Source organism: Sphingomonas longa, from assembly GCF_016892685.1.
Classification (GTDB): domain Bacteria; phylum Pseudomonadota; class Alphaproteobacteria; order Sphingomonadales; family Sphingomonadaceae; genus Sphingomonas; species Sphingomonas longa.
Genome location: NZ_JAFEMC010000003.1, coordinates 15,805 through 39,992 on the forward strand (window position 1 = coordinate 15,805; position 24,188 = coordinate 39,992).

A 24,188-nucleotide genomic window follows, 5' to 3' on the forward strand; every position below is an offset into this window, starting at 1 on the left:
GGTGTACGGCAGCGCCCATGACGGAAACGCCCGCGATCAGGCGGCATTATGAGCCAACCGCCATCCGGCGGCATTATGGAATGGACTGGTTGAGGATCGGCGCGTTCGCGATCCTGATCCTCTACCATATCGGCATGGTCTTCGTGCCGTGGAACTTTCACGCCAAGTCGCACCATGTCGAACGCTGGGCGACGGTGCCGATGCTCGCCGTCAACGCGTGGCGGCTGACCTTGCTGTTCGTGGTGTCGGGTTACGCCAGCCGCGCGCTGCTGGCGCGCTCGCATGGGCTGGGTCGATTTGTCCGCGACCGGAGCTGGCGGCTGCTGGTGCCGCTGGCGTTCGGGGTTGCCGTGGTGGTGCCGCCGCAGGCGTGGGTGGAGCTGGTGCTGCGCTATGGGTACCCGGCCGGCTACCTGCATTTCTGGACGCATGATTACTTCACCTTCCGGCAGCTGGGCCAGGTGACGGTGCCGACATGGAACCACCTGTGGTTCGTCGGCTACCTCTGGTTCTACACGGCTTTGCTCGCGATCGGCGTCGCCGCGGTCCGCATCCGCAGGGCACAGCACGGCTTCGACTGGCTGTTCGGCACCGCGCTGGGTGGCGTGGGCGTGATCGTCGTCCCGCTGGCATGGTCGACCGCGATCCATGCGCGGTGGTTCCCGATGGTGGGGGAGACGCATGCGCTGGTCGGCGACTGGATCGCGCATCTCTCCTATTTCCCCGCCTTCTTGTTCGGCTTCGCGCTTGCCCGGTCGCCGGCGACGATGCACGCGATCGGGCGGTGGTGGCCGGTAGGGGCGGTGCTGGCGATCGCCGGCTACGCCTATATCGTCGGGATCGAGCGGGGGTGGATCGGCCCTTGGGGACCGGCGCTGTTCGCCCGCTACGGCATCGCGCACGCCGCGCAGCAATGGGGCGCGATCGTTGCGCTGATCGGCATCGCCGAGCGCTGGTTCAACCGCGACGCGCCGATCCGCGCGACCCTGACGGAGGCGGTCTTCCCCTTCTACCTCGTCCACCAGACGATCATCGTCGTCGTGGCCTATGTGCTGTGGAACTCGGCCCTGACCGCCGGGCAGGAGTTCGCGGTGCTGGTCGCCGCGACCGTCGCGGGCTGCACCGCCTTTTATTACGGGGGCCGCGCGGTGCCGTGGCTCAGGCCGCTGATCGGACTTCGGAGAACATCATGACGTGGACGCTGATGGTGCATGGCGGCGCGGGCCGGATCGACCGCGATGCGCTGACGCCCGCGATGGACGCAGGCGCGCGCGCCGGGCTGGCGCAGGCGCTCGACGCGGGAGCCGCGGTGCTGGCCGCGGGCGGCGATGCGCTGGACGCGGTGCAGGCGGCGGTCGAGGTGCTGGAGGACGACCCGCACTTCAACGCCGGGCGCGGCGCGGTCCTGACCTTCGACGGCCAGATCGAGCATGACGCCGCGATCATGGACGGCCGCGACCGCAATGCCGGCGCGGTCGCCGGGATCGCCGGCACCCGCCACCCCGTCGCCCTCGCCCGCGCGGTGATGGAGCATAGCCCGCACGTCTTCCTCGCCGGGTCCGGCGCGAACAGCTTCTCCCGCGAACAGGGCGTGGAGCAGATCGACCCCGACTGGTTCGTGCTGCCGGAGCGCCGCGCGCAATTGGCGAAGATGAAGGCCGACAAGGACTGGTTCGACGTCGACATGAAATACGGCACGGTCGGCGCGGTCGCCCGCGATGCGGCGGGCCATGTCGCAGCGGCGACCTCCACCGGCGGCGTCACCGGCAAGCGCTGGGGCCGGATCGGCGACACGCCGATGATCGGCGCCGGCACCTTCGCCGACGACCGGGCCTGTGCGGTATCCTGCACCGGGTCCGGCGAGTTCTTCCTGCGCGAATCGGTCGCGCGCGAGATCGCGGCGCGCATCCGCCTTGCGGGGGAAATTCCGGAACAGGCCGCCGCGACCGTGCTGGCGGGCGTGCGCGCGATGGGCGGCACCGGCGGCGTCATCGTCTGCCCCTCAAACGGCGATCCGGTCTGGCATTTCAACACCTTGGGCATGTATCGGGGCACCGTCAGCGCGACCGCAAGGACCGTCGCGATCTACGGAGACGAGTAATGAAGCGTATCGTCGCGGCGCTGTTGCTGCCGTTCCTGCTGCTCGCACAGCCCGCCGCCGCCTTCTGGGAATACGGCCATCAGACGGTCGCTGCGATCGCCTATGCCAACGTCACGCCGCGCACCCGCGCCGCGATCGGCCGCATCCTTCTGGCGCAGGCGCAGCTCGGCACGCCCGGATGCCCGGCCCGCACCATTCAGGAGGCCAGTGTCTGGCCCGATTGCGTCAAGCCGCTGAAGGACGCCGCGGGCAAATCGCGCTTCGGTTATGCGTATAGCTGGCACTATCAGAACGTGAATATCTGCCAGCCCTTCGCGCTGGAGCCCGCGTGCAGGGAGGGCGACTGCGTCTCGACCCAGATCGACCGGCAGGCCGCAATCCTCGCCGACCGGCGCGCTCCTGCGAAGGACCGGGCGATGGCGCTCGCCTTCCTCGTCCATTTCGTCGGCGACCTGCACCAGCCGCTGCACGCCGGGGACAAGTCGGACAAGGGCGGCAACGACGCCAAGGCCGCGTACGGCGTCTACGCACCGGCGCGGCTGAACCTGCATTCGGTCTGGGACGGTCTGCTGGCGGAGCGCGCGATCTCCTCGCCACCACTGCTCGTGCGACGCTACTCCGCCGTCGACCGCGCCCGGCTGGGGGCGGGCAATGTCACCGACTGGAGCCGCGAAAGCTGGCAGGTCGCGCATACGGCCTACGCCGTCGCGATGCACGGCGACCCGTGCCAGCCGACACCCGCGCGCGTAACGCTGACCGATGCCGACGTGGACAAGCTGGTGCCGGTGATGCGCGACGAGGTGGTGAAGGGCGGGCTGCGACTGGCGCGGATGCTGGACCGTGCTTTGGGCTAAGACGTCACGCCGGGACGGGCCCGGCATGACGGCAAGCCGCTACCGCCCCGCGGCCTTCGCGATCGCGTCCACCACCGCCGGCGCGACCGGCAGCGACGGGTCGGCATAGGCAGCGAGGTTCGCGGCGCGGTCTTCTCCGACTGCCTTCAGCACGTGGTTGACGCCCGGCACGATCGCCAGCGTCGCCTTGGGGTCGGCCTTCGCCAGCGCCTGAGCATCGGCGACCGCCACCTGAAGATCGCGGTCGCCCTGCACGATCAGCACCGGCAGCGTGATCCGCGCGGCCAGTTTTACCGGGTCCTGCGCGAAGGCATCGATCAGGAAGCCCTGCACCTCCGCCCTGAACAGCGCGTCCAGCGGCGGCGGCAGCGTCGCCGGATCGACGCGCTTGCCCGACTCCAGCGCATCGATCGCCGCGAGCGCCGGCGACAGCAATGGCGCGTTCGCCGGATTGGCCCGCAACTGCTCCCGCATCACCGCACCAAGCGGCCGGCCGGGCGCGGCGACGAGGATCACGCCGCACAGGCCGCGCGGATCCTGTGCGGCCTTCAGCGCGACCAGCCCACCCTCGCTATGCCCCAGCAACCACGCGCATCGACCACCCGTGCGCTTGGCCGCCTCCGCCGCCCAGCGATGCGCGTCGGCAGCATAGTCGGCGATCGTCACCGCATTGGCGTCGGCGACCGCGGCCTTGCTGCCGAACATTCCGCGCTTGTCGATCCGCAGCGTCGAGACGCCGCGCGCCGCCAGCGCCTCCGCCAGCAGGCGATAGGAGGCCGCCGTCATGCCCAGCGGACTGTTGCCGTCGCGATCGGTCGGGCCGGAACCGGGGATCACCACCACGACCGGCGCACGCCTCTCCGCCTCCGATCTTGCGTCGAGCAACGTCCCCGCCAAGGGTCCCTGAGGCCCCGCGATCGTCACCGCGCTCGCAACCGCCGCCGATTTTACGACTGCCGCCATCATCGTCCAGATCATTCCTCATCCCCCTTCGGCGGTCGCCCGCGTCGTGCCGGTTGCGGCGCGTCCAGCTTCACCCCCCGCCGCGCCAGCGCTTCGCGCAGCAGGCATTCCACCTCCGCGTTCACGCTGCGCAGGTCGCCCGCCGCCGCCCGCTCGATCGCCGCGTACAGAGCGGGATCGAGACGCAGCGGAAAGGCCTTGCGCGGCGGGACCGTCATCGTCGATCCCGCATCACTGATAAAGCGACCCGGCGTTGACCACCGGCTGCGTGTCGCGTTCGCCGCACAGCACGACCATCAGGTTCGACACCATCGCCGCACGCCGCTCGTCGTCCAGTTCGACGACGTTCTTCGCCGACAGCTGCGCCAGCGCCAGCTCGACCATCCCGACCGCACCCTCGACCAGCGTCGTCCGCGCCGCGACCACCGCCTGCGCCTGTTGCCGGCGCAGCATCGCCCCCGCGATCTCCTGCGCATAAGCGAGATGCGTGAAGCCGCATTCATCGACCGTGATCCCCGCCACCGACAGCCGCGCGATCAGTTCGTGGCGCAACTCGACGCCGACCTGATCGTGATTGCCGCGCAGCGTCACCTCCTGATGCTCGTAATCGTCATAGGGGTAGCGCGATCCGATCGTCCGCACCGCCGCCTCGATCTGCACGTTCACGAACGCCTTGTAGTCGTCGACGTCGAACAGCGCCTGCGCCGTGTCGACGACGCGCCACACCACCTGCGCCGCCATCTCGATCGGATTGCCGCGCAGGTCGTTGACCTTGATCCGTTCGGAGATGACGTTGTTGGACCGTACGGAGATGCGGCGGCGGATCAGCCACGGCAGGACCCAGCGCAAACCCGAATTGCGATCGGTGCCGCGATACGCGCCGAACAAGGTGATCGCCGCCGCCTGATTGGGTTGCAGCATGTAGAAACCACAGGCGACGAACACGACGACGACCATGCACAGGAGGGGCAACCACGCCATGACGGGCGGCCATTGCTCGGTCGCCAGCTCCACCACCGACAGCGCCGCCCCGATCAGCGCCGCGAATCCGAGCGCCAGCATCACCAGCCCGTTCGCGCTGGCCGCCGGCCGTTCCGCCGACCGCGTGAGTATCCCCTGTTCCATCCGTCCCTCCCGTTATTGTGATATCACTTTAATATCGTTTCGGGAGGCGATGCAAGGGGAATCGTTGGGCGCTCCCATAGGTCCATGTAACCCCTCCCCGTCACCCCAGCGGAAGCTGGGGTCTCACGAGGAGGCGCGGCATGGTCGACCCACGGGGAGGCCCCAGCTTTCGCTGGGGCGACGGGAACGTTGCGACGAGGGATGACCGCGGGGGCAAAGAAAACCCTCCCTCGCCATCGGCGAGGAAGGGTTCTCCGATCCGGCAAACTTTCCGTAAAAATCAGCTCAAAACGATCGTCACCGCGCGACGGTTGGCGGCATAGGCGGCCTCGTCCGAGCCGGTTTCGGCCGGCCGCTCGCTGCCATAGCTGATGACGCTCATCCGTGACGGCGATACGCCCTTGGCGGCCAGATAGTTCTTCGCCGAGTTCGCACGGCGATCGCCCAGCGCGAGGTTGTACTCGCGCGTGCCGCGCTCGTCGCAATGCCCCTCGATCGTGATGCGGACGTTCGGATAGCGGTTCAGCCATTCCGCCTGGCTGTCGAGGATCGCGCGCGCCTGCGGGTCGATGTCATACTGGTCGAGCCCGAAATTGACGGTGTTCGACGTAACCGAGCGGGTGAAGTCGGCGTTCGAACCCGGTACCACCTCGTTGCCGGTCTGGCCGGTTGGGTTGCCGGTCGATCCGGTGTCTGCCGGGCCGGTCACGGGTGCTGGCGGCAGCACCTCCGGCCGCTTCTTGGAACAGGCGGCCAGCGCCAGCGCGGCGGTGGCGAGGATCAGCGTGGTCTTCAGCGTCATTGGTCATACTCCCGGTATGTCAGAACCAAATAGTGTCAGGGGCGCAGCGGTCCCCAGGCGGGATCGGACCCGCCGAGCGGCGTCGGAATACGGCGTTCGTTGACGCCGGTCAGATCGACCGACCATAATTGCCCCGATCCGCCCGAACCGCGGCCGGAGCGATAGAAATTGATGACGCGGCCGTTCGGCGACCAGCTCGGCCCCTCGTCCGACCAGCTGTCGGTCAGCAGTTTCTCGCCGCCGCCGCTGGGCGACATGATGCCGATCCGGAAATTGCCCGCCAGCTTGGTGAACGCGATCAGGTCTCCGCGCGGGCTCCAGACCGGTGTCGCATAGCGGCCGCCGCCGAAGCTGATCCGCTGCTGGTTCGAACCGTCGGCGTTCATGACGTAGATCTGCTGCCCGCCCGACCGGTCGCTCTCGAACACGATCTTCGATCCATCGGGCGAATAGCTGCCGCCGGTGTCGATCCCAGGCGAGGTCGTCAGCCGCTGCGGCGTGCCCCCTTGCGACGACACGCGATACACGTCGGTGTTGCCGCCCTGCGCCATCGAGAACAGGATGAAGCGGCCATCGGGCGAGAAGCGCGGCGCGAACGTCGTCGCGACGTTCTGCACCACCAGCCGCTGCTTGCCCGATCCGATGTCGTAGACATAGATCGCCGGGATCTTGCCCACATAGCTCATATACACGATCGACTGCTGGTTCGGCGCGAAGCGCGGCGTCAGCACGATCGACTGGCCGTTGGTCAGGAAGCGGTGGTTGGCCCCGTCCTGATCCATGATCGCCAGCCGCTTGACCCGCTTGTCCTTGGGTCCCGTCTCCGAGACGTAGACGACGCGGCTGTCGAAATACGGCCCCTCGCCGGTCAGCCGCGCATAGATCGTGTCCGCGCATTTATGCGCCGCGCGCCGCCAGTCTGCCGGCGGCACGACGAAGCCCTGCCGCGTCAGCTCCGTCTTGGCGGCGACGTCATACAGGTAGCAGCCGACCGTCAGATTACCGTCGCCGTTCGCCCGCACGAAGCCCTGCACCAGCGACTGCGCGCCCGTGCCGCTCCAGTAATCGAACGCCGGTGCGGTCACTTCCGGAAACGCGACGGCGCGCATGCGGTTGGCGGGCAGCGGCGTGAACAGCCCGGAATTGCGCAGGTCGGTGGCGATGATGTCCGCCAATTGCCGGCCGAGCGCGTCGGTCGATCCGGCGGGCGTGTTCACCACCGACTGGGTCGGCATCACCGGGATCGCGATCGGCATCGGCGCGGAGATGCCGCCCTCGACATCCACGACCAGTCCGCCGCCGTCCTGCTGCTGCGCGGCGGGAGCAGCGGAGGGAGCGGGCGGAGTCTCCTGCGCCATCACGGGCGCAGCGGTGGAGAGGGCGAGCAGGGTCAGAAAACGGCGCATCATCATCCTCATCCGGGCAATTTGTAGCGGAGCGTGAAATTGCTCCAGCCATTCTGGACGTCATACAGGTCCGCAGGCAACCCGCGCAGCGGCGCACATCCGACGAAGCTGGCGATCGCAAGATCGTCGACGCGGTCGACATAGCGGCTGTTCTCGTCGTCGACGCCGCTGTGCCCGACGACGCGGGGCCGCGCCGCGAGGCTGCCGTCGCGATTCAGCTTCAGGTTGATCGTGACGCGGATGCGCGATGCGCCGGGGCCGGGATTGACCTGACGGTTGGCGCAGGGTTGCACCTGCCGCTGGATCGCCGAACCGATGTCGGCTGCCGCCTGCGCGCCCATCTTCGCGGCGGGTGCCGCCTCCGCCTTGCTGGTCGAGGGGCGATCCGACAGCCCCTTCAGGAAATCGTCGCCGAGACGCGATCCGCGCGGCTTCGACGCAGTCGCGGTCGGCGAATTGCCACTCCCGCGCGCCGCCGTCGTCGGTTTGGCCGCACTCGCCGCCGCCCTGGTCGCGGTCTTCGCGGGCGCAGGCTTTGCGGCGGGCGCGGACGGCTTGGCCGGCGTCGGCTTCGCGGGCGCGGCCTTTTCCGGGGCGGGCGTCGGCTTCTTCGGTTGCGGCTTGAGGGCCGGCGCCGGCTTCGGAGCGGGCGCGGGTTTCGGCTTCGCGACCGGTTCCGGTGCGGGCTTGGGCGGGGCCGGCTTCGGTGCGGGCGCTGGCGGCGCAGGATCGGGCTTCGGCGCGGGTGGAGCCTCCACCGGCTCCGGCGGCGCGGCGTCTTCGGGCGGGCCTTCCTCGGGAGCGACCGACTGCGCCGGCTCGACGTTCGGGGTCGGGGACACCGCCTCCTTGCCGACCTCCTCGACCAGCGACACCGTGATCGGCTGCTGCTTCAGCGTCTCGGGATTGGGAGTCGCGAGGAACCCGACCGAGAGCAACCCGAAGAGCACGGCGTGCCCCCCGAGCGCGACGCCCAGCCCGATCTTCTCGCTCCGCTCCATCAGCGCGCGCCACCTTCGACGGTGACCAGCGACACGCGGTTCAGCCCGGCGCGGTTCAACTCGCCCATCACCCGCATCACGCGCCCGTAATCCAGCCCCTTGTCGGCGCGCAGATACACTTGCGGCGGCTCCTTGCCCCCGCCCGGCCCCATCGGCGACGATGCGGCGATCGCCTCCAGCCGCGCGGGCAATGCCGCCTCGGTCAATTCGGTTTCGCCGACGTACAGCTTGCCCGCCTCGTCGAGCGAGATCTGCACCGGCTCCTGATCCTGATCGAGCGCCTTGGCCCGCGCATCGGGCAGGTTCACCGGCACGCCCGCGGTCAGCAGCGGCGCGGTGACCATGAAGATGATCAGCAGCACCAGCATCACGTCGACCAGCGGCGTGACGTTGATCTCCGCCATCGGCGCGCGCCGGCCCTTGCGACCGGACGGCAGGTTCATCGCCATGTCAGCGCCCCCCGCTCAACGGCTGCCGTCGAGCTGCCGCGACAGCGTCGTGTGGAACCCGTCGGCGAAGCGGTTCAGCGCCGCCTCGATCCGGTTCACGCCGTGGCTGAAGCGGTTGTAGGCGATCACCGCGGGGATCGCCGCGAACAGGCCGATCGCGGTCGCGAACAGCGCCTCCGCGATACCCGGCGCAACGACGGCCAGCGATGAATTCTGCGCTGACGCGATCCCGGTGAACGAGCGCATGATGCCCCAGACGGTGCCGAACAGCCCGACGAAGGGCGCGACCGAGCCGACCGTCGCCAGGATGTTCAGCCGGTCCGACAGCCGGTCGATCTCCGACGCCGCCGCCGCGCCCATCGCCGTCGCCAGCCGCTCGCGCGTGCCGCCCTTGTCGATCTGCCCGCCCGCGGTCGAGTGTCGCCACTCGCGTACGCCCGCCGCGAACACGCGTGCGGACGGCAGGTCGCGCTCCGCCTCCGCCTTGTGGAACGCGTCGATATCGTCCGCCTTCCAGAAATCGCGCTCGAACTTCGTCATGTCCTTGCGTGTCCGCTTCAGCCGCACGGAAAAGCCGATGATGATCGCCCAGGTCCAGATGCTCGCCGCGAGCAGCCCGCCCATGACGAACTTCACCACCCAGTCCGCCTGGAGGAACAGCGCGACGGGCGACATCGTCGCGGCGTCCATGTTGAAGACGGGATTCATTCTTGCCCCTCGATCAGTCGGCGAAAGATATCGGTCCACGCGGCCGGCTGGCGTAGCGGACGGCCGTTGCCGGCGACCAATGCCGCCGTCACCACCGCTTCTGCCAGCACTTCCTGCTCGCGCCTGACCGTTTGATGAATGACGACGCGCGCGGGCGTCGTCGCGGTCACCCGGCTGGCGACGATCAGCGCATCGTCCAGCCGTGCGGGTGCGCGGTAGCGGATATGCAGGTCGGTGATCGCATAGGCCCCGCCGCCACCCTCGAACGTCGCACGCTGGTCGATCCCGGCCAGCCGCAGCATGTCCGACCGCGCCCGCTCCATATAGCGCAGATAGTTGGCGTGGTAGACGACGCCCGACAGGTCGGTATCCTCGAAATACACGCGCAGGGGCAGGCGATGCTCCACGCCCGCGAAACGCCCCTCCGTCGGCTGGTCCACGCCGGTCATGCGCGCCCCGTTAACCCAACGGTTCGTCGGACGGAACCCTGTTCGCCTCGTCCAAGCGGCGGTAGAACCGCCGAAAAGCACAGGAGAGCGAACATATGGCCGACCGTCCCACCGCTGGCGTCACCCCCTTCCTCACCATCCGCGGCCGCCGCGGTCAGGAGGCGCTGGACTTCTACACCCGCGCGTTCGGCGGCGAGGTCGTGGAGCGCAATGTCGCGGAGGACGGCCAGCGCCTGATGCAGGCGGGGCTGAGGATCAACGGCGGCTTCGTCATGCTGTCCGACGAGTTCCCCGAATGGCGCGGCGCAGCGGAACCCGAGCCGCAGGGGGTAACGCTCCACCTCCAGGTCGACGATGCCGACCGCTGGACCGAGCGCGCGGCAAAGGCCGGCGCGACCGTGACGATGCCGGTCGCCGACCAGTTCTGGGGCGACCGCTACGGTCAGGTCACCGACCCCTTCGGCCACCGCTGGTCGATCGGTTCGCCGATCAAGTGAGCAAGCTCTCCCCTCCCCTTCAGGGGAGGGGCCGGGGGTGGGGCGCTTCCGCAAACGGGTCGCTCGTTGAGAGGCCCCACCCCAACCCTCCCCTGAAGGGGAGGGAGTAGTTCGGCACTGCGTCGCGGGCTCCACCCGCCGACGTTCGTGCCGAGTTCGTCACCCCGCCCGCCGCTCCAGCGCCGCCGCCGCCTCGTCCATCAGCTCGGCGATGATCGCCGCGGTCGGCTCCTCGCGCTTGACCATGCCGACCGACTGGCCCGCCATGACCGAGCCATGCTCGACATCGCCGTCGATCACCGCGCGGCGCAGCGCGCCCGCCCAGTAATGCTCGATCTGCAACTGCGCCTCCGCCATCGCGACGCCGCCCTCGTCCAGCGACAGCGCGACCTCTCGCTGCTTCGCGGTGAACAGTTCGCCACCGGCATTCTTCAGCGCACGCACCGGGATCACCGGCAGGCGCGGGTCGAGCTGCACCGACGCCACCGCATCGCGCGCCGACGCGCGCAGGAACGCCTTCTTGAAATTCGGATGTGCGATCGATTCGGTCGCGCAGACGAACTTGGTGCCGAGCTGCACGCCCGCCGCGCCCATCTCCAGATAGCCGGCGATCGCCTCGCCCCGGCCGATCCCGCCCGCGACGAACACCGGCAGCTCGGCGGCGATCTCCGGCAGCATCTCCTGCGCCAGCACGCTGGTCGACACCGGCCCGATATGGCCGCCCGCCTCCATCCCCTCGATCACCAGCGCGTCGACGCCCGATCGGATCAGCTTCTTCGCGAGACTGAGCGCCGGCGCGAAGCAGATGACCTTCGCCCCCGTCGCCTTGATCGCCTCCAGCGAACCCTTGGGCGGCAATCCGCCCGCCAGCACGACATGGCCGACCCCGTGCCGCCCGCAGACTTCGATCAGCGCCATCAGGTCGGGGTGCATCGTAATCAGGTTCACGCCGAACGGCTTGTCGGTCAGCGCCCTGGTCGCGGTGATCTCCCGGTCGAGCAGGTCGACCGTCATCGCGCCGCACGCGATCACCCCGAACCCGCCAGCATTGGAGATCGCGGCGACGAGGTTGCGCTCGCTGACCCACGACATCGCGCCACCCAGAATGGCGACCTCGCTCCCCAGAAAATCGGCACCGCGCTGCATCAGGCGGTCGAGACGGGGCGAGGCAGCGGTCAGATCGTTCATCCCGCTTCCCTAGAACGCCCTGCGGCCGGATTGAAGGGGCCGTTTCCGGTAGTGCTGGTCGCGTGCTTCGATCCCCGCGACATCGATGGTTCATCCGGACGACGGGAACTCGGCGGGTGGCGATCAAGTCACGCCGGCCTTACGCTGCCGAAGCGCACATGGATCGGAGACCGTCATGATCGTCCTGGACGACGAACACTACCGCTGGACTCTGCTGGAAGAGAATGGACAACTCTTCCTCGACGCGATGTGCAGCCACAGCGCGGTGGATTACAATGTCCTGCTCGCGTTGAACGAGGAAGAAATTCTCTTGTTCAAGAAGAAGGGCCGCTCCTATCTCGATAGTCTCGCGTCCAGCATCCACCACAGTGCACCAGGCGTTCGTGGCAGCAAGTCACCTTACAAGCCGCGCAGCCTCGTCATGACGCCCGAGCGCGAGCGGGCGAATGACGCCATCAAGAGGTGGGACGCGGGCGAGCGGACATGACAGCAAGGCGGGTAGCGATAGCCGACATTCGGCAGCGGCCGTCTTTCCCGGAAGGGATCGAATATTGGGAACGATCGGTTTGACGTAAAATACCCGATCCGTCCCGAGGCTCGCTTTGATCTCCCGCGGTGAAAAGCAAACCCACACAGTTGTTGGTCCGTGTCAGCGGTCTGTGAGTGGCTTCCTGCAAGTCTCCGGATGTGGCGCGCATGGCGGTGGCTCAGGCTCAGGCGATGGTGACTAGCCTTCCGGATCCAGCAACCTCGCCGAGGGCTGGCTGGTATCCGCCTCGGGGCGATCTACCCAGATCGACTACGCACCTAATCGGAGCGACTAGCGCATCGGAACGGCACCGACGTTATCTCCATGCGCAGCAGCGAGGCAGAGGTGCGGCGTGACTACCTAGATCCAGACCGGCACTCCGTCGGTTCAGTCGCCGAGCAGAGGACTCGATCCAAACGACCCGCAGACGGTGGCGCGCGGGGCTAGACAACGCCGCCATTCAGAGGCTGGGCTCCGGGCAGATCCCGGCCAGCTGGCAGGTTCACCCCAAGCTGCCGCTCGACGATGGCGGGACGAACGCCTTCGACAACCTCGTCCTGACCAAGAACGACCCGTCCCATTTGGCCATCACCAATGAGCAGCGCCGCCTGGTAGGGGACCTCGCGGTTGGAGAAAGCCGGCAGGTCAACTTCCCGATTCCGCGCGGTTCGGTGTATCCACCTGCTCTCTGAGCCTCTCCCTCCTGATATCGAGAACATGATGATCGTCGAGGACGCCGTGAGCGACGTGATCGCAAAGGTCGGCGCGGAGCAGCGCGGCGCCGGAGAGAAGGTGCAGGCATCAGCCAGCGAGGATCAGATCAGCGCTGAGCGGACGGTGCTGCGCGACCGCTTCAGGGCGGAGATGCCGACCGACTATGCACGGCTCCTCTCCGTGGTGAACGGCGTTGACTTCAACGGGGTCGTGCTCTACGGGGCCGGCCTTACCCAGGCGTCGCCGGGTGCCGGCGGCTTCTGGCAGGGTATCGCGGAGGCGAACGCCTTGTGGCGCGAGGGGCCGGGCCATGAGACCTATCTCGTGCTGGGTGAGAGCGACATGGACCTGCTCACCGTCGATCTCGACGGGCGGCGTCCTGTGCTGCGCGACAAGGTGTCGAGCGACGTCTTCGAGGATTTCACGACCGTGAACGAGGCCGTCGAGCGCCTCCTGCGATCGCGCCTGCAGTGAGGCTCGTCCAGCCGAGCGAAACTCGACGAACCCCGCGGGCAGGCGCACGTTGAGGCGCCCGAGACAGGTCGCTGGAGCCTAAGTAGAAATGACTGCTCTCGGCGCCAATCTGCCACATGCGAGCTGTCCCAGATGAACTGAAGCCTGTTTGGGCCGGCAACGAGGCCATGCAAATCAAGGCTTTCCGGCACCAAAGTTAACAAGGGTTCAATCGGGACAGCAGAGCGGTGGCTTACAGTGTCATTCCGCCATCAGCCTGAACCGACCTCTTTATGTCGGCCATGCCCTTTCCCCAAAAGGAACCCATAGCGGGACAGTCGCCCAGGTGATCGCGCCGAATACTGTCCGATGCATTCCCTTCCCGAAATCTGTTCCCGATCGGGCATTCCCGAACCGGCCTGTCGCAGACTTGGAAAAAGGAAAGGTCGCGCGCGACGAATGGCCGTGATCGGAAACCCGGATCGCCAGCCCGAGCGTCCGGGTGTGCGCGTCAGCAGTCACCGCGCAGCCCCGTCAACGCGGCAGCCGTGCGCCTCGCTGTCCTACACGCCGACGACCCTGTACAACCAAGCGCGACCGCTCTTTGACATCGCCGCACCCATCAACGATCGCCCGCCCGCGACATCCCGCGAAACGGCGCGTTGGACTAACCTTAGCCTAACCTTCCGCGGTCGGATTCAGCCCGCGACCTCCGCGTCGAGGCCGTAGGCGGTGTGCAGCACGCGCACCGCGAGTTCGGTATAATCCTCTTCGATCAACACGCTGACCTTGATTTCCGACGTGGTGATCGCCTGGATGTTGATCCCGCGCTCGCCCAAAGTGGTGAACATCGTCGCCGCGACGCCCGCGTGGCTCTTCATGCCGACGCCGACGACGCTGATCTTCGCGACTCGCGTGTCGTGGACCAGCTTGTCGTACCCGATCGCGGGCTTCGCCTGTCCCAGCACGTCGAGGCTGCGCGCCAGATCGGCGGCCGGCACGGTGAACGTCACGTCGGTCGATCCGGTCGAATGCGCGACGTTCTGGACGATCATGTCGACGTTGATGCCCGCCTCCGCCAGCGGTGCGAAGATCGCCGCGACCGAGCCGGGGCGGTCGGGCACGCTGGCCAGCGTGATCTTCGCCTCGTTCTTGTCGTGCGCGATGCCGGTGATGAGCTGGCGTTCCACGTCGTCGATCTCCTCTTCCCCCACGATCATCGTGCCGGGCAGCGTGTCCGCCATCGGAGCATCGTCGCCGGTGAACGACGACAGCACCTGGACGCGGACGTTTTCCTTCATCGCCAGCCCGACTGAGCGGGTCTGGAGCACCTTCGCGCCGACGCTGGCGAGTTCCAGCATCTCCTCATAGGTCACGCGGGCCAGCTTGCGCGCACGCGGCACGATGCGCGGGTCGGTGGTGTAGACGCCGTCGACATCGGTGTAGATGTCGCACCGCTCCGCCTTCATCGCCGCCGCCACCGCGACCGCCGACGTGTCCGAGCCACCCCGGCCCAGCGTCGTCACCCGGCCGCTGTCAGCAACGCCCTGGAATCCGGGGATCACCGCGACCTCTCCCGCGGCCAGGCTGGCGTCGAGCGCCTCCGTATCGATCGTCCCGATCCGCGCACGGGCATGCGCGTCGGACGTATGGATAGGCAATTGCCAGCCCAGCCAGGACCGCGCCGGCACGCCAATCGCCTGCAACGCGATCGCCAGCAGGCCGCTGGTGATCTGCTCCCCCGCCGACACGACCACGTCGTACTCGCGCGGATCGTAGAGCGGCGACGCCTCCCGGCAGAAACCGACCAGCCGGTCCGTCTCGCCCGCCATCGCGGACACGACCACGGCGACCTGGTTGCCGGCGGCGACCTCCCGCTTCACGCGCGCGGCGACGCTGCGGATGCGCTCGCTTCCCGCCATCGACGTGCCGCCGAACTTCATCACGATGCGCGCCATCGGCGGGGGCAAACTCCTTTGTGGGAAAGCGGCGGCCCTGATAGGAACAGGGCATGAGTGAAGCAAGCAGCACGATCGTCGCGTCGGAAGCCGCGCATTTCGGCAAAATGGCGGCGGACTGGTGGGACCCGAAAGGGTCGTCGGCGATGCTCCACCGGCTGAACCCGGTCCGGCTGGGCTATATCCGCGGCGCCATCGATCGGCACTGGGACGGCGACGACACCAGCTTCTCGCCGCTCGCGGGTAGGACCGCGCTCGACGTCGGGTGTGGGGCGGGGCTGCTGTCGGAACCGCTCGCCCGGCTGGGTGCGGCGGTGACGGGCCTGGACGCCGCGCCGGAGAATATCGCGGCGGCGCAGGCGCATGCCGCGCTAACCGGACTGTCGATCGATTATCGCGCTGGCAGCGTCGAGCGGCTGACGGGCGAGCGGTTCGACCTCGTCGTGTCGCTGGAGGTGATCGAGCATGTCGCCTCCCCGGCGGAGTTCGTGCGCGGGCTGGCGGGGGCGCTGGCACCCGGCGGACTGATGATCCTGTCGACGCCGAACCGCACGCCGCTGTCGCGCCTGACGCTGGTCGGCATCGCCGAACGGACCGGCATGATACCGCGCGGGACGCATGATTGGGACAAGTTCCTGATGCCCGACGAGCTGACGATCTTGCTCGCCAGCGAAGGCCTGATCGTGAGCGACGTGCGCGGCATCGCCCTGTCGCCGACGCGCGGCTTCGTGCTGAGCGACTCGGTGCAGCTCGACTATATCCTGACCGCGACCCGCGCCGGATAAGCCGGCCGCGGTGGCGGTCAGGCGGCGGTGGCGCCGGCCGCATGATCCCCGTCACCGTCGCGTTCCTCCTCGCGCTCGGCGCTGCGCTCCAGCGCCGACTTCATCATCGCCGTGAACGGGTCAGCCAGCGCCAGCCCGAGGATGCCGAACAGAGCGCTCGCCATGATCTGCATCCCCAGGGTCAGCGCGGGCGGCAGGTCCACCGTCTTCTTCGCGACGATCGGCAGCAGCACATATCCGTCGAACGTCTGCACGATCAGGTACGTGCCGATCGCCCAGAAGCCGACATCGCTGCCCGCCGAAAAACCGACCGCGATCATCAGCGCGCCGCTGATAAAGGCGCCGATATTGGGGATGAAGGCGAGCAGTCCGGTCAGGATGCCGAGGATCATCGCCATCGGCACGCCACCCAGCATCAGCGCGAACCACGTCAGGACGCCCTCGGCGATCATGCCCAGGATACGCCCGAACAACAGCCGGCGCAGCGTGCGGCCCATTCGCTGGAGCACGACCGAGAACTCCGCGCGGTTGTCGCGCGGCACCATCCACTCCAGCCCGCGCTGGTAGACGCCCGGGTCCATCGCCACGAACAGGCCGATGACGAGGATCATGAACATCGTCGTCAGCGCGCCGATCGCGGTGCCGACCCACGACGTGATCCGCCCGACCGACCCCAGCGCCTGCTTCGCGATACCGTTGACGTCGGACGCGCCGGGCATCAGCCCCTGCCCGCTCAGCCAGCCGGACGCGCGGTTCGCCTGCACCTCCAGTGTCGATCGCAACTGCGTGACCTGCGCCGTCACCTGCACCCCGGTCAGGTAGAAGGTGCCGAGCAGGAACGCGACGACGAGCACGACGACGATCAGCAACCGCCACCCGCGCCCGATCGGCAGCACCTTGCCCAACAGCCGCACGCCGCCGTCGAACAGCGCCGCGACGACCAGCCCCGCAAAGATGATGAGCAGCGGCTGGATCAGCAGCACCGTCACCGCGATCGCGCAAATCAGCCCCAGCCAGACGCCGGCGCGTTTCAGCTCCGTGCGGATGAACGTATCGCGCAGTTCCAGCGGCGCGGCATCCCGGACCTTCGTCGGCTTGGGGTCCGGGTGGTCGGCCATCAGTTTGCGACAATCGCGCCGGTGGCGGGGTGCAGCGAGGTGCCGGCGCGGTTGCCGCGCAGCGACCCCGGCCACGTCAGGGGGTTGAACGTCGCATCGCCGTCCAGGCTGAACGTGACGAACTCCGCGCGCCCGCCCAGATTCTCGTACGGGACCGGTCCGCCCAACCCGAGATCGGCGAGCGGGAAGCGGCTGTCCGCCGATCGGTCGCGGTTGTCGCCCATCAGGAACACGCGACCCTGCGGGATTTTGATCGGTCCGTAATTGTCGCCCGGACTGTAGCCGAGCTCGATCGTTTCGTAATGGCGACCGTTCGGCAGCGTCTCGGTGACCGTCGGCAGGCGACACACCGCCCCGCCGTCCGGCAGCGTCTCGCGTGCGCCCGGGTAATCCGACTCGCGGCACGGGCTGTTGGTGTCGACCGGGATCAGCGTGTCGTGCACCGTGCCGCGCTTCACCGGCGTGCCGTTCAGGATCACGGTGCCCTCGCGCACTTCCAGCGTGTCGCCGGGCAGGCCGATGACGCGCTTGATGTAATCGTTGCGCGTGCCCGGCGGCGTTACGATGACCACATCGCCGCGCGTCGGCAGCGATCCCAGCAGCCGCCCCTTGATGAACGGCAGTTGCGCGCTCCAGCTGTCCACGGGCTCCCGCAGCACCAGCCCCTTGAAGATCGCGACGGGGTTCGGAATTGTCGGCGACACGAACGACCAGCCATAGGCGAATTTTGATACGACCAGCCGGTCGCCGACCTGCAACCCCGGCAACATCGATTCGGAGGGGATGTAGAAGGGCTTGGCGACGAAGCTGTGGAATCCCAGCACGATCACGATCAGCCAGAAGATGCCCTTGATCTCGCTCCACCAGTCGGTGCCGACCTTCTTGGCGGGCGGGGACTTGGCGTCGCCCTCGTCCTTGACGACCGGAGCCTCGTTCAACGTCGCTTCCTTCATTCGCTCGCGTCCGATTGGGGGATCGCCTCGATCACCACGAAAGCCTGTGCCCAGGGGTGGTCGTCGGTCAGGGTCAGATGCACTCGCGCGGCCATGCCATGCGGGACCAGCGCGTCAAGTGCCGCCTGCGCGCCGCCCGACAGCGCCAGCGTCGGCGCGCCGGACGGTGCGTTGATGACGCCGATGTCCTTCATGAACACGCCGCGTTTGAAACCGGTGCCGACCGCCTTGGAGAACGCCTCCTTCGCCGCGAACCGCTTCGCCAGCGTGCCCGCCTTGGTGAACGGCCGCCGCGCCGCCTTCGCCCGCTCCACATCGGTGAACACCCGCGCCTCGAACCGTTCCCCGAACCGCTCGATCGAGTGGGCGATACGCTCGATATTGCAGAGGTCGGAGCCGAGACCGACAATCATCGTGCCGTCCCGACCGCGCGAACGACAGCGTTTTCCCGAAGCCGGTGTCCGGCCACGGTCACACCCTCGCCGGTCGGACGAGCCTTATCCACGCGCCACATCCATCGCGTCGCGCATCCGTCGAACCGCATCGTCCAGCCCCACGAACAGCGCCTCGCCGATCAGGAAATGGCCGATGTTCAGCTCCCGCACCTGCGGGATCGCCGCGATGGGACCGACATTGTCGAACGTCAGTCCGTGGCCGGCATGGACCTCGATCCCGTTCTTCGCCGCCAGCGCCGCCGCATCGGACAGGCGCCGCAGTTCCTCCGTCCGTGCCTCTCCGTCCAGTTCGGCATAGCGACCGGTGTGCAGCTCCACGACCGGCGCCCCCAGCCGGATCGCCGCATCGATCTGCCGCGCGTCGGGTTCGATGAACAGCGACACGCGGATGCCGGCATCCCGAAGCTGCCCGACCAGCGGTTCCAGCCGCGCGAACTGGCCGGCCGCGTCCAGTCCGCCTTCGGTCGTCACTTCCTCGCGCTTTTCCGGCACGATGCAGGCGGCATGCGGCCGGTGACGAAGCGCGATGGCCAGCATCTCGTCGGTCGCCGCCATTTCCAGATTCAGCGGAATCGTCAGCTCTGCCGCCAGCCGGGCGATGTCGTCGTCGGTGATGTGGCGACGATCCTCGCGCAGGTGCGCGGTGATGCCGTCGGCTCCCGCCTCCGCCGCCAGCAACGCCGCCCGCACCGGATCGGGATAGCCCGCCCCACGCGCGTTCCGGACCGTCGCGACATGGTCGATATTGACGCCGAGACGCAGGAACCCGGTCATGCGCAGGCCGCCGCGGACAGGATCGAATAGCTCGGCCCCTTGCCTTGCCAGATCTCGCCGAAATCATAATCGCCGCGATTGGTCATCAGCGCGATGACGATGCGCTTGTCCGGCAGCACGACATTCCGCACTTGGAACCGGCCGATCCCACCCCGCCGTTCGACGATCCGTACGGGCGAGGCACAGCCCTTCAGCGGCGCGGTGAACACCCATTGGCCCAACGCCATGTAACCCAGCTTGGCGTCACCCGCCCACATCGCGTCGAGCGCCGGTTGGCTCAGCAACTCACCCGACAGCAGCGCGCGATCGAACCCGGCCATGTCCGCCGCGGTGCCGACCAGCCCACCCGCCGCGCCGTACCGTAACAGCGTCGCCCGCTCGGTCGCATCGGGTCCGCCGGTCCAGCGCTCGTCCACCGTCGCGGGCTCAGGTGTCACGAAATGCGTCGCCAGCCCCAGCGGCCCGGCGATCCGCTGCTGGAACAGGTCCGGCAGCGCCAGCCGCGTGGTCCGCTCCAGCAGCGCGCTGACGACGATGTAATCGCAGTTGTTGTAGCGCCACTGGCCGCCCGCTGTCGTCCGCCCCTTCACGCACCAGCCGAGCCCCGTCTCGCCATTCGTATAGAAGGACGGCTCGCCGCCCGCGTCCTTGGTGCTGTCGTCGGGATTACGCAGCCCGGCGCGATGCTGAAGCAATTGCCGCAGCGTCGGCGCGTTCGCCCCCAGCGACGGCAGATAGCGGCTCGCCGGCACGTCGAGCGCCAGCCGCCCCGCGTCGACTTCCTGCATCGCCAGCGTCGCCACGACCTGCTTCGTCACCGACGCCCACGGCCACACCGATTCGTAGGTGAAGGCGCCCGGCTGGTCCTTCACCGGCTGGCCGATGCCTCCGCCCGCGATCCGGCGCGGACCCTGATAGACCGAATAGACGCCCGCGAAGCCCGCGTTCTGTAACGCCGCCTCGACTCGCATTCGCAATGCCGCATCGGCGCGCGCCAGCGCCTGCGCCTGCTGTTCGCCTTGCGCCACAGCAGGGCCTGCCAGCGCCAGCATCGCAAGGGCCAGCAGCGCCCTCATGCCGCCGCCCGGCTGCCGGGCTTGATCGCGGGAATCGCGGCCAGTTCGGGCGGCAGCGCATCGGGGAAATAGGTCGGCACCTCCAGCCGGATCAGCGAGTAGAAGGGGACGCCGAGATCGGCGCTGCCGCTCGACCGGTCGACCAGCGCGGCGGCGGCGATCGCCTCGCCGCCCGCCGCCGCGATCGACGCGATCGCCTCGCGCGAACTGAGGCCGGTCGTCACCACGTCCTCCACCATCAACACCTTCTGGCCGGGATCGAGCCGGAAGCCGCGGCGCAGGCCGAAGGTTCCCTCCGGCCGCTCCAGGAACATGGCCTCGACGCCCAGCGCGCGCCCCACTTCGTGCCCGACGATCACGCCGCCCATCGCCGGCGACACCACCGCCGCGATCTGCGACCGCACCGCATCGGGGATGCGCGCCACGAGCGCCTCCGCCAGCCGTGCACCGCGGCGCGGGTCCATCAGCACGCGCGCGCATTGCAGGTAGCGTGAACTGCGCAGCCCCGACGACAGGATGAAATGCCCTTCCAGCAGCGCGTCGGCCGCGCGGAATTCGGCGAGGACATCGTCGTCGGTCATGGCGGCTCTTTTCGGGCTGGTTTTCGGGCTGCGGATCGTGTGGCGGAGATAGGCCGCGCCCCGGCGATAGGCAATGTAAAGCACTGCCGCGCACCGTCGGCGGGTAAATTACACGCCGTGCCGCTTGAGGCGGACCCACCCCCGGCGTATAGGCCATGCCCAAACGGGCATCTTGTGCCCGGATTCCGCCGCTTTCCGGGCATCCGGGACGGTCCAGAACGTGACACCCGCCGCGGCGGGTCATCGACCAACGGGGTAACGACAGACGATGGGTATCTTGGGGTTCAAGCAGATCGCGATGGCGGCGGGGCTCGCCCTGGCCGGCCTTGGGGCGAGCCTCGGCACCGTCGCCGCGCACGCCGCCCCCGCGCCGCAGGTGGCGAACGCTCCGGCGCCGGCACCGCAGGGTGCCGCCGCCCCGGCCGGTGTGTCGAACACCGCGCCGACTACCGCCGCCGCGACGCCGCCGGCCGCTCCGGAAAGCCCGCTGCTCGCGGTCGACGGCGCTCCCGGCGCGCTGCCGCAGGCGGGGATCGGCCAGCCGACGAACGGCCTGTTCGGCCTTCAGCCGCAGGTGACGCGCAACGGTGAGTTCGCGCACTGGATGCACAACATCATCCTGTTCCCCGTTATCACGATCATCTCGCTGTTCGTTCTCGCGCTGCTGATCTGGGTGATGATCCGCTACCGCGCCAGCCGGAACCCGATCCCCTCCAAGACGTCGCACAACACTGCGATCGAGATCATCTGGACGCTGCTGCCGGTCGCGATCCTGGTGCTGATCGCGCTGCCTTCGATCGGCCTGCTCCAGGCGCAGTTCAAGCCGGCCCCCGCGGGCGCGGTGACGCTGAAGGCGATCGGCAACCAGTGGTACTGGACCTATCAGTATCCGGACAATGGCGGCTTCGAAGTCACTGCCAACCTGCTGAAGGAAAAGAACGAGGTTTCGGCCGGCCAGCGCTTCCGCACCGACGCGGACGGCCCCCGCCTGCTCGCCGCCGACAACCGCATCGTCCTGCCGGTCGGCGTGCCGATCCGGCTCATCACCACCGCCAACGACGTGATCCACAGCTGGGCCGTGCCCGCCTTCTGGATCAAGCTTGACGCGATTCCGGGCCGCCTGAACGAGACGAGCTTCACGATCGATCGTCCGGGCCTGTATTTCGGCCAGTGTTCCGAACTGTGCGGCGCGCGTCACGCGTACATGCCGATCGCCGTCGAAGCGGTTCCGCCGGCGCAGTTCGCCGCCTGGGTCCGCGCCAAGGGCGGCACGATGCCCGGCAGCAAGGCTCCGTCCTCGGCCGTGATCCCGCAACCGGGCGCCGTCGGCTCCGCCGCCGACAAGGCCGCCACCGAGGCGACCGACGCGGCGACCGGCCCCACCGAAAACGCCACCGTCGCGGCTCCGACCGCGCCGCAGGGCGCGACCAACAACCCCGCCACCGGCAACGCTGGACAGTAAGATGACAGACACCGCCCTCCACCCGTCCGGCCCCCTTGGTTCGGGGTTCGTCGCTCATGACGCGCACGAGCATCATCACGATGCCGATCACAAGCCGGGCTTCTTCGCCCGGTGGTTCATGTCCACCAATCACAAGGACATCGGCACGCTGTACCTGATCTTCGCGATCGTCGCGGGAATCATCGGCGGGTCGATCTCCGGCCTGATGCGCGCCGAACTGGCGCATCCCGGCATCCAGTATCTGGGCAGCTGGGCATCGTTGCTCCACGGCGGTCCGCAGAGCCTCGACCAGTCGCTCCACCTGTGGAACGTGCTGATCACCGCGCACGGCCTGATCATGGTGTTCTTCATGGTCATGCCGGCAATGGTCGGCGGGTTCGGGAACTGGTTTGTGCCGATCATGATCGGTGCGCCGGACATGGCGTTCCCGCGGATGAACAACATCAGCTTCTGGCTGCTGATCCCGTCCTTCACGCTGCTGCTGGCTTCGCCCTTCTTCGGTGGCGCGGGCAATGGCTGGACGCTGTACGCGCCGCTATCGACCTATGGCGAGCCCGGACCGTCGACGGACATGGCGATCCTGTCGCTCCACCTTGCGGGTGCGTCGTCGATCCTCGGCGCGATCAACTTCATCACCACGATCTTCAACATGCGTGCGCCGGGCATGACCCTGCACAAGATGCCGCTGTTCGTGTGGTCGATGCTGGTCACTGCGTTCCTGCTGCTGCTGGCTCTCCCGGTCCTTGCCGCGGCGATCACGATGCTGCTGACCGACCGTAATTTCGGCACCACCTTCTTCGATCCCGCCGGTGGTGGCGATCCGGTGCTGTACCAGCATCTGTTCTGGTTCTTCGGCCACCCCGAAGTGTACATCATGATCCTCCCGGGCTTCGGCATCGTCAGCCAGATCATCGCGACGTTCAGCCGCAAGCCCGTCTTCGGCTATCTCGGCATGGCCTATGCCATGGTCGCGATCGGCGTCGTCGGCTTCGTCGTGTGGGCACACCACATGTTCACCACCGGCCTGTCGGTGAATACCAAGATGTACTTCACTGCCGCGACGATGGTGATCGCGGTGCCGACCGGCATCAAGATCTTCTCGTGGATCGCGACGATGTGGGGTGGCTCGATGCGCTTCCCGACGCCGATGGTCTGGGCGATCGGCTTCATCTTCATGTTCACCGTCGGCGGCGTCACCGGCGTCGTGCTCGCCAATGGCGGCATCGACGACTATATGCAGGACACCTACTACGTCGTCGCCCACTTCCACTACGTGCTGTCGCTGGGTGCGGTGTTCTCGCTGTTCGCGGGCTTCTACTACTGGTTCCCGAAGATGTCGGGCCGGATGTACAGCGAGCTGCTCGGCCAGCTGCATTTCTGGGTGTTCTTCGTCGGCGTGAACGTCATGTTCTTCCCGATGCACTTCCTGGGCCTTCAGGGCATGCCGCGCCGCTATCCGGATTATCCGGACGCCTACGCGCACTGGAACACGGTCGCGTCTGTCGGCTACATGATCATGGCTGCAGGCATGGCGATCTTCTTCGTCAACCTCGTCTACTCGTTGCTGGCGGGCAAGAAGGCTCCCGACAATCCCTGGGGCGAGGGTGCGACGACGCTGGAATGGACGCTGTCCAGCCCGCCGCCGTTCCACCAGTTCGAGACGCTGCCCGTCATCGACTCGGGCAAGGATCACTGATCCCACTCATCGACGAGCACGCGAAAACGCCCCGGAGGAAACTCCGGGGCGTTTTTCGTTGTGAGATGGTCAGCCGGACAGCGGCGGATTC

The 24,188-nt window shown here is 67.9% G+C and carries 26 protein-coding genes; 9 read left to right on the forward strand and 17 right to left on the reverse strand.

The window, feature by feature from the left end; translation table 11 throughout:
* Positions 1-17 precede the first annotated feature (17 nt).
* From ILT43_RS09860 to ILT43_RS09870, 3 genes are read left to right on the forward strand one after another with little or no spacing between them, the layout of a single operon-like run.
* Positions 18-1,193 carry an acyltransferase family protein gene (locus tag ILT43_RS09860; protein WP_204198800.1) on the forward strand — a complete coding sequence of 392 codons (1,176 nt, stop codon included), beginning with the start codon at positions 18-20 and terminating at the stop codon, positions 1,191-1,193.
* The gene (locus tag ILT43_RS09865) at positions 1,190-2,101 is read left to right on the forward strand and encodes an isoaspartyl peptidase/L-asparaginase family protein (RefSeq protein ID WP_204198801.1); all 912 of its coding nucleotides are present in this window, start codon (positions 1,190-1,192) and stop codon (positions 2,099-2,101) included. The genes ILT43_RS09860 and ILT43_RS09865 overlap by 4 nt, the downstream gene beginning before the upstream one ends.
* Positions 2,101-2,955 (forward strand): S1/P1 nuclease, encoded by an 855-nt coding sequence (locus ILT43_RS09870; RefSeq protein WP_204198802.1) that lies wholly within the window; start codon positions 2,101-2,103, stop codon positions 2,953-2,955. The genes ILT43_RS09865 and ILT43_RS09870 overlap by 1 nt, the downstream gene beginning before the upstream one ends.
* Before the next feature lie 39 nt (positions 2,956-2,994).
* On the opposite strand, the gene ILT43_RS09875 is transcribed toward ILT43_RS09870, so the two are convergent.
* From ILT43_RS09875 to ILT43_RS09915, 9 genes are all read right to left on the reverse strand, one after another.
* Complete coding sequence (locus ILT43_RS09875; RefSeq protein WP_204198803.1) at positions 2,995-3,933, reverse strand: alpha/beta hydrolase; 939 nt, start codon at positions 3,931-3,933, stop codon at positions 2,995-2,997.
* Entirely contained in the window at positions 3,930-4,136 is a 207-nt protein-coding gene (locus ILT43_RS09880) for a type II toxin-antitoxin system antitoxin (protein WP_204198804.1), read from the reverse strand. The genes ILT43_RS09875 and ILT43_RS09880 overlap by 4 nt, the downstream gene beginning before the upstream one ends.
* Before the next feature lie 13 nt (positions 4,137-4,149).
* Positions 4,150-5,043 carry an SPFH domain-containing protein gene (locus tag ILT43_RS09885; RefSeq protein WP_204198805.1) on the reverse strand — a complete coding sequence of 298 codons (894 nt, stop codon included), beginning with the start codon at positions 5,041-5,043 and terminating at the stop codon, positions 4,150-4,152.
* Between the two features lie 280 nt (positions 5,044-5,323).
* Positions 5,324-5,845 (reverse strand): peptidoglycan-associated lipoprotein Pal, encoded by a 522-nt coding sequence (gene pal, locus ILT43_RS09890; RefSeq protein ID WP_204198806.1) that lies wholly within the window; start codon positions 5,843-5,845, stop codon positions 5,324-5,326.
* 35 nt (positions 5,846-5,880) lie between these two features.
* On the reverse strand, positions 5,881-7,203 hold the full coding sequence (tolB, locus tag ILT43_RS09895) for a Tol-Pal system beta propeller repeat protein TolB (protein ID WP_425530301.1): 1,323 nt from the start codon (positions 7,201-7,203) through the stop codon (positions 5,881-5,883).
* Between the two features lie 56 nt (positions 7,204-7,259).
* A complete protein-coding gene (locus ILT43_RS09900; RefSeq protein ID WP_204198808.1) occupies positions 7,260-8,252 on the reverse strand; it encodes a hypothetical protein in 993 nt (330 codons plus the stop codon).
* Positions 8,252-8,701 carry an ExbD/TolR family protein gene (locus ILT43_RS09905; RefSeq protein WP_204198809.1) on the reverse strand — a complete coding sequence of 150 codons (450 nt, stop codon included), beginning with the start codon at positions 8,699-8,701 and terminating at the stop codon, positions 8,252-8,254. Before ILT43_RS09905 ends, ILT43_RS09900 begins: the two co-directional genes overlap by 1 nt.
* Positions 8,702-8,716: 15 nt before the next feature.
* The gene (gene tolQ, locus ILT43_RS09910; RefSeq protein WP_204198810.1) at positions 8,717-9,409 is read right to left on the reverse strand and encodes a protein TolQ; all 693 of its coding nucleotides are present in this window, start codon (positions 9,407-9,409) and stop codon (positions 8,717-8,719) included.
* Complete coding sequence (locus tag ILT43_RS09915) at positions 9,406-9,858, reverse strand: YbgC/FadM family acyl-CoA thioesterase (RefSeq protein WP_204198811.1); 453 nt, start codon at positions 9,856-9,858, stop codon at positions 9,406-9,408. Before ILT43_RS09915 ends, tolQ begins: the two co-directional genes overlap by 4 nt.
* Positions 9,859-9,953: 95 nt before the next feature.
* Here ILT43_RS09915 and ILT43_RS09920 point away from each other — a divergent pair, with 95 nt between their 5' ends.
* Positions 9,954-10,355: a VOC family protein gene (locus ILT43_RS09920; protein ID WP_204198812.1), complete on the forward strand. Its 402-nt coding sequence runs from the start codon at positions 9,954-9,956 to the stop codon at positions 10,353-10,355.
* Between the two features lie 159 nt (positions 10,356-10,514).
* Here ILT43_RS09920 and ILT43_RS09925 read toward each other — a convergent pair whose 3' ends face one another.
* Positions 10,515-11,501 carry an NAD(P)H-dependent flavin oxidoreductase gene (locus tag ILT43_RS09925; protein WP_204199451.1) on the reverse strand — a complete coding sequence of 329 codons (987 nt, stop codon included), beginning with the start codon at positions 11,499-11,501 and terminating at the stop codon, positions 10,515-10,517.
* Between the two features lie 217 nt (positions 11,502-11,718).
* Here ILT43_RS09925 and ILT43_RS09930 point away from each other — a divergent pair, with 217 nt between their 5' ends.
* On the forward strand, positions 11,719-12,030 hold the full coding sequence (locus ILT43_RS09930) for a hypothetical protein (RefSeq protein WP_204198813.1): 312 nt from the start codon (positions 11,719-11,721) through the stop codon (positions 12,028-12,030).
* A 759-nt stretch (positions 12,031-12,789) separates the two neighbouring features.
* A complete protein-coding gene (locus tag ILT43_RS09935; RefSeq protein WP_204198814.1) occupies positions 12,790-13,260 on the forward strand; it encodes a YrhA family protein in 471 nt (156 codons plus the stop codon).
* A gap of 677 nt (positions 13,261-13,937) precedes the next feature.
* Here the strand turns inward: ILT43_RS09935 and ILT43_RS09940 are convergent.
* Complete coding sequence (locus tag ILT43_RS09940) at positions 13,938-15,197, reverse strand: aspartate kinase (protein ID WP_204198815.1); 1,260 nt, start codon at positions 15,195-15,197, stop codon at positions 13,938-13,940.
* Positions 15,198-15,250: 53 nt separating this feature from the next.
* Between ILT43_RS09940 and ubiG the strand changes: the two genes are divergently transcribed.
* Entirely contained in the window at positions 15,251-15,982 is a 732-nt protein-coding gene (gene ubiG, locus ILT43_RS09945) for a bifunctional 2-polyprenyl-6-hydroxyphenol methylase/3-demethylubiquinol 3-O-methyltransferase UbiG (protein WP_204198816.1), read from the forward strand.
* Positions 15,983-15,999: 17 nt separating this feature from the next.
* Here the strand turns inward: ubiG and ILT43_RS09950 are convergent, their stop codons facing one another.
* From ILT43_RS09950 to pyrE, 6 genes are all read right to left on the reverse strand, one after another.
* Positions 16,000-17,100, reverse strand: a complete 1,101-nt coding sequence (locus ILT43_RS09950) for an AI-2E family transporter (RefSeq protein WP_204198817.1) — start codon at positions 17,098-17,100, stop codon at positions 16,000-16,002.
* On the reverse strand, positions 17,100-18,053 hold the full coding sequence (lepB, locus tag ILT43_RS09955; RefSeq protein WP_239474533.1) for a signal peptidase I: 954 nt from the start codon (positions 18,051-18,053) through the stop codon (positions 17,100-17,102). Before lepB ends, ILT43_RS09950 begins: the two co-directional genes overlap by 1 nt.
* The gene (gene acpS / locus ILT43_RS09960; RefSeq protein WP_204198819.1) at positions 18,050-18,466 is read right to left on the reverse strand and encodes a holo-ACP synthase; all 417 of its coding nucleotides are present in this window, start codon (positions 18,464-18,466) and stop codon (positions 18,050-18,052) included. The genes lepB and acpS overlap by 4 nt, the downstream gene beginning before the upstream one ends.
* An 84-nt stretch (positions 18,467-18,550) precedes the next feature.
* Positions 18,551-19,282: a pyridoxine 5'-phosphate synthase gene (locus ILT43_RS09965; protein ID WP_204198820.1), complete on the reverse strand. Its 732-nt coding sequence runs from the start codon at positions 19,280-19,282 to the stop codon at positions 18,551-18,553.
* On the reverse strand, positions 19,279-20,358 hold the full coding sequence (locus ILT43_RS09970; RefSeq protein WP_204198821.1) for a serine hydrolase domain-containing protein: 1,080 nt from the start codon (positions 20,356-20,358) through the stop codon (positions 19,279-19,281). The genes ILT43_RS09965 and ILT43_RS09970 overlap by 4 nt, the downstream gene beginning before the upstream one ends.
* Positions 20,355-20,939, reverse strand: a complete 585-nt coding sequence (pyrE, locus tag ILT43_RS09975) for an orotate phosphoribosyltransferase (protein ID WP_204198822.1) — start codon at positions 20,937-20,939, stop codon at positions 20,355-20,357. Before pyrE ends, ILT43_RS09970 begins: the two co-directional genes overlap by 4 nt.
* Before the next feature lie 268 nt (positions 20,940-21,207).
* Here pyrE and coxB point away from each other — a divergent pair, with 268 nt between their 5' ends.
* On the forward strand, positions 21,208-22,401 hold the full coding sequence (gene coxB, locus ILT43_RS09980; protein WP_204198823.1) for a cytochrome c oxidase subunit II: 1,194 nt from the start codon (positions 21,208-21,210) through the stop codon (positions 22,399-22,401).
* A 1-nt stretch (position 22,402) separates the two neighbouring features.
* Positions 22,403-24,097, forward strand: coding sequence for a cytochrome c oxidase subunit I (gene ctaD, locus ILT43_RS09985; protein ID WP_204198824.1), 1,695 nt, complete (start codon positions 22,403-22,405; stop codon positions 24,095-24,097).
* Positions 24,098-24,188 lie beyond the last annotated feature (91 nt).